This window comes from Maritalea sp., from assembly GCF_051251695.1.
Classification (GTDB): Bacteria; Pseudomonadota; Alphaproteobacteria; order Rhizobiales; family Devosiaceae; genus Maritalea.
The window spans coordinates 1-4,184 of the sequence record NZ_JBPOEU010000068.1; the positions used below are offsets into that span (position 1 = coordinate 1).

Sequence of the window (4,184 nt, forward strand, 5' to 3'; positions counted from 1 at the left end):
AGCCTCGGCTATCTGGAAAAAGCTATCAAGCTCGCGCTTAAACATGGCAGGAAAGATCTGCAGATATTGCTGACCGTGTCACCGGTGCCGATGATGGCGACGCACCGCCGAACCGATGTGATGTCTGCCAACTGCTATTCGAAATCAACATTGCGCAGCGCAGCCGAGCACGTTGCCAGTGCGTTTGGCAGCGTATCCTATTACCCTAGTTATGAATCGGTTACTTTGAGCGATCGGCGTATAGCGTGGGCAGACGACATGATACACGTCACCCCTTACATCGTGGAACTCAACGTATCTCGAATGATCAACGCCTTTTCCGGAGGAACCGTAGAAGGCGAACCCGAACTTCCACAGACTGATGAAATTTCGTGCGAATCCAGTGAGGCCCTGATCTTAGCTGAGAGGGCCAGATCTGCGCGCAGAGCAATGGACTCGAAATTTTTCGAAGAAAACCGGAGCGCAGCACAAAGCTCCGAAGCATTTGCCCTCGAATATGCACACTTTCTCAATGACAGCGAACAGTATAAAGCGGCTTTGGCGGCCATCCAGTCGGACGACCGGTATCAGGCCAGCCTTCTCCGTGCGGAAATTTTCCTGTCTATCAAAGACTATGACGCCGCAATACAAACAGCGGAGCGGCTTTGTGAAATGAACAGGAAGGGGCAAAAGCAGTGGATGCTGCTCCTGCGCGCACTGACGGCCATTGGCGACAGCTCAAAAATTCTGTCCTTCGAAGGAAAGTGGCTTGCCGCACGTCCGCGGGAGAAGGCGAATATTCTCACCCAGACCGGATCGGCACTGAGATCCATAGGGTCTCTAGAATTGGCGATTGAAAGGCTGGAAACTGCAGTGAGTATGGCCGGCGCAACAGTATATACGACCCTTGTTTGTGCTGCTGCCATGATCGAGGCTGGGCGCCCAGAGGACGCCCGCCCATTGCTCAATAACCTCCAGGGCGAAACCCAATGGCAGATCGAGTTTGCGGCGAGGCTAAGAGAACGCTTGCCAGCTCGGCCATCCGACTAACATCGTCCGGTTTTCGGAACAGGGGCTCGCTTAGAGCCGCAACCCGGCGCTTCTGCGTTGATCGATAATAGAGTGCCGTCAATCTACCCGAGGCGGATAAATGGGCTGATCGCGCAGCTCCTCGAGCACTTCAAAATACGCCTCGACGACGGCCTCAGCCGAAGAAGCGGAGCGCGATTGCGCCAATGCTGTGGCGAGTTCGCTTGCCACCAAGCATCGCAAGGAAACCATGTCTAAACGTACCGGGTTGTTCACATTATTCCTCCGAGGTTGGGATCCGTTGCCTCAATAGCGCAAAAGCCACATTGAGCAACCATTCCAGAATGTTTCATAAGCTAGTCAGTCAGTTCGCCATAGAGAGAGCGCAACTTCTTTGCATGGTGCTCCCATGATCGATGTTCTACGATCCAGCGCCTAGCCGTTTTCCCCATGCTATCCAGTTGAGTTCTGTCGGAGTGTAGATCCTCAATAATACGCGCAAGATCTTCAGGGTCTTCTGCTTTGCAAATTCGGCCCCTTACGCCATCTTCAACGATCTCGCACAAGGCATCCAGATCGCTTACGATAACTGTTTTTTCCATCGACATGGCTTCAAACGGCTTCAGCGGTGAAACAACCGAGCAAACACGAAATTTTTTCCGTGTGATCGGAACAATTTGAGCCAAAGAGAGATAGAAGCGCACTTGATCAGGCCGTACGCGCCCTTTGAAAATTACGTGTTCTTCCAAATTTAGGGTTGCAACGAGCGCTTCGAGACTCTCCCGTGCCCGCCCATCGCCAACGACGATGAACTTTGCGGGAACATCTCTGGCTCGCAACAGGCCCACCGCTTTGATGACATCGTCGATGCCTTCATATTCCAGCAAGGAACCGGCATATACGAGAACCAGATCATCGTCCGAAATTCCCAACCGTTCGGCCAATCTGCTATCTCTGTCTGTAGGCCGGAATTTGAGCGGGTCGACGGCATTGCTGAGGAGATGGAATTTTTCCTTGTCGTCGTTTGGCGTCAACAATTCCCTCTTTACCGCCGAGGTGATGGTCAAAACCAAATCCGCCTCAGAAACTATTAGATTCTCCATTTGGCGTTCATAGGCATAACGTTCCGTATTTTCCCAGCCTGGCTGCCTGGATGCGGCCGTAAGTTCCCACAATCCACGCACTTCGTACACAAAGGGAATTCCCAATTGCCGGGCGGCGATCAGCGCGGGAAGACCGTTTCGATAGTTGGAAGCGGCATGAACAACCGCCGGAGGGTCGGCACGAAACCTGTCCACCAGCGATTGAGCGGCACGCTGGATATAGGTTAACGGATCTTCTTCCACGAAGTCTGTCGGCGAATGCACGTAGCCCACTTCATCGACCAGAGACTGCTCCGTGCCGACCTCCTCTGCTTCGTTCAGTACATTAGGCCGGTCCCATGGGAACCCCGGACGTGTGAAACACACAACCTCCTCCCCGGCGCGCTGTAATGCCGACAACAACTCATGAGTTCGATTTGTGTAACCTGAAATGGACCAAGGCTGGGAGCTGGACGCCACATAGGCAATCTTATTTCCAGGCGATATTTGACGCGGCCTTCGTTCAACAACAAGGTCAGCTGCATGATCGCGCAGATATACAGCCAACCTCAACTCACCGATGAAACGGGTATCGGGCAGGTCAGATACGGATAGCAGCGCATGAGATTTGGTCAAAAATCCCCATTTGAACAATTTTCCTGCAGCGTGACGCACCCGGTGAGCGCTTGGTTCTATTCCGAGCGAAAGTACGAGGCAGGAATACGCCAAATCAGGGCATTCAGGGCTAATCTGCTCGGCGAATTCTTCCAAAATCACTTTGGAATCGATAAAATCAACCTGCCTCCATATTTGCTGCAACGCCCCCGGCAAGTGGCTATCCTCCAAGAAAGGGATTGCCGATTTAACTACTTCTTTTCGCCATTCAGGGTGAGTTGGCACACGCCGAAATTTAGACTTCCCTCCGCCAGCATCATTATTTGAAATTTTTGAAAAATTAGATAACGTTTTCGACAACTTCATCTCCGATGTTATCGCGCTACTGAGAATATCATAAACCTGCTGCTTGAACGCTATCACTTCCTTGTCAATCTTACTTCGGCCACTCGTATGCAGGTCTTCTATTTGCCTTTGCACTGCGGCCAAATGCCGTATCACATTCTGAAAATGGGCCCTGATCGCCCCCCCCTGACCGACCAATGTGGCCAACAAAGCCTCATCATAATGCTCGTCATCAAGCAGCATTTGCCAATCAAACGCTTTCTTCGATTTCGACTGTTCAATTCGCCGTTCGACCAATTTGGGCGGTAAAGGAGATGCTTGACTCTCGCCCAGTTTCAATCGTTCGGGCACCCCTAAGCTGACGCTAATGGAAGAAAGCCGCCCCTCCCCAGCAACCCGGACGAATAGATTCAAACGCTCAAAATCTGGGGGTATCGGAACAACTTCGGGCCTCGGGTCAGCCAGACCAATGCGATAACTCATTGGTTCTTCCGATGATTTTGCCTTCACTCTTATAACGACGGCACATTGCTTCGCCATCTCGGGCATTGCAGCCGGCAGATTGAAGACCAAAAAAGTCGGTCGGTCATCACCAGTAGCCAATGCGGAGATATCCAGTGGGTGCTTCGCCCGTAAAAGCTTGCCAACTCGCGGTGGCATCAAAAAATCCACATATGCTTTGCGCGGACCGAACTCCCATTTTCTCGCGGCGGACATGGCGACCTGTTCATCTAGATCGAATGCTAGACTACTGCCGCCTATCTGCAGATTCAGCTGAATTCCTACATTTCGACTTGCGAGCCTGGCTGGGCCTATGAACTTTCCAGCATATTTTTTTGTAATTCTTTTAAAATACGAATTTTTCTTCATTAGATTATTCATCGCCCAGCCGAGTTCAAGTTCTCTATAATTCTACATATAGAAAATTCTATACGCATAGGTTGCGCCAACAACAGAATGACGCGCAAATATCAGATGGCGAATTCAGACTGGCAGTCCCAAGAGGAATATCCTACATATGCAGTTACATTCTGCCATCGCCACACTGGAGATACAAGTTTCAATAGCTGACGGAATCAATGTGTCAGTTCCGGAAGCCCGGATGTGATCGACGCGCCCAATTCCTCCAGGCCC

Annotated in this window: 3 protein-coding genes; 1 reads left to right on the forward strand and 2 read right to left on the reverse strand. The window is 51.3% G+C overall.

The annotated features are described in order from the left end of the window. The coding region (locus tag ACSHWX_RS17900) for a GSCFA domain-containing protein (protein ID WP_435669571.1) at window positions 1-1,029 on the forward strand (1,029 nt) is incomplete at its 5' end. Window positions 1,030-1,107: 78 nt separating this feature from the next. On the opposite strand, the gene ACSHWX_RS17905 is transcribed toward ACSHWX_RS17900, so the two are convergent. Together ACSHWX_RS17905 and ACSHWX_RS17910 are read right to left on the reverse strand one after the other, a co-directional pair. After that, a complete protein-coding gene (locus tag ACSHWX_RS17905) occupies window positions 1,108-1,284 on the reverse strand; it encodes a hypothetical protein (protein WP_435669572.1) in 177 nt (58 codons plus the stop codon). 80 nt (window positions 1,285-1,364) lie between these two features. Beyond that, window positions 1,365-3,920, reverse strand: coding sequence for a glycosyltransferase family 4 protein (locus ACSHWX_RS17910; RefSeq protein WP_435669573.1), 2,556 nt, complete (start codon window positions 3,918-3,920; stop codon window positions 1,365-1,367). Window positions 3,921-4,184: the final 264 nt, after the last annotated feature.

Excerpts from the sequence above, each read along its gene's own strand:
- ACSHWX_RS17910 (WP_435669573.1), bottom strand. The coding sequence starts at position 3,920 with ATGAAGAAAAATTCGTATTTTAAAAGAATTACAAAAAAATATGCTGGA.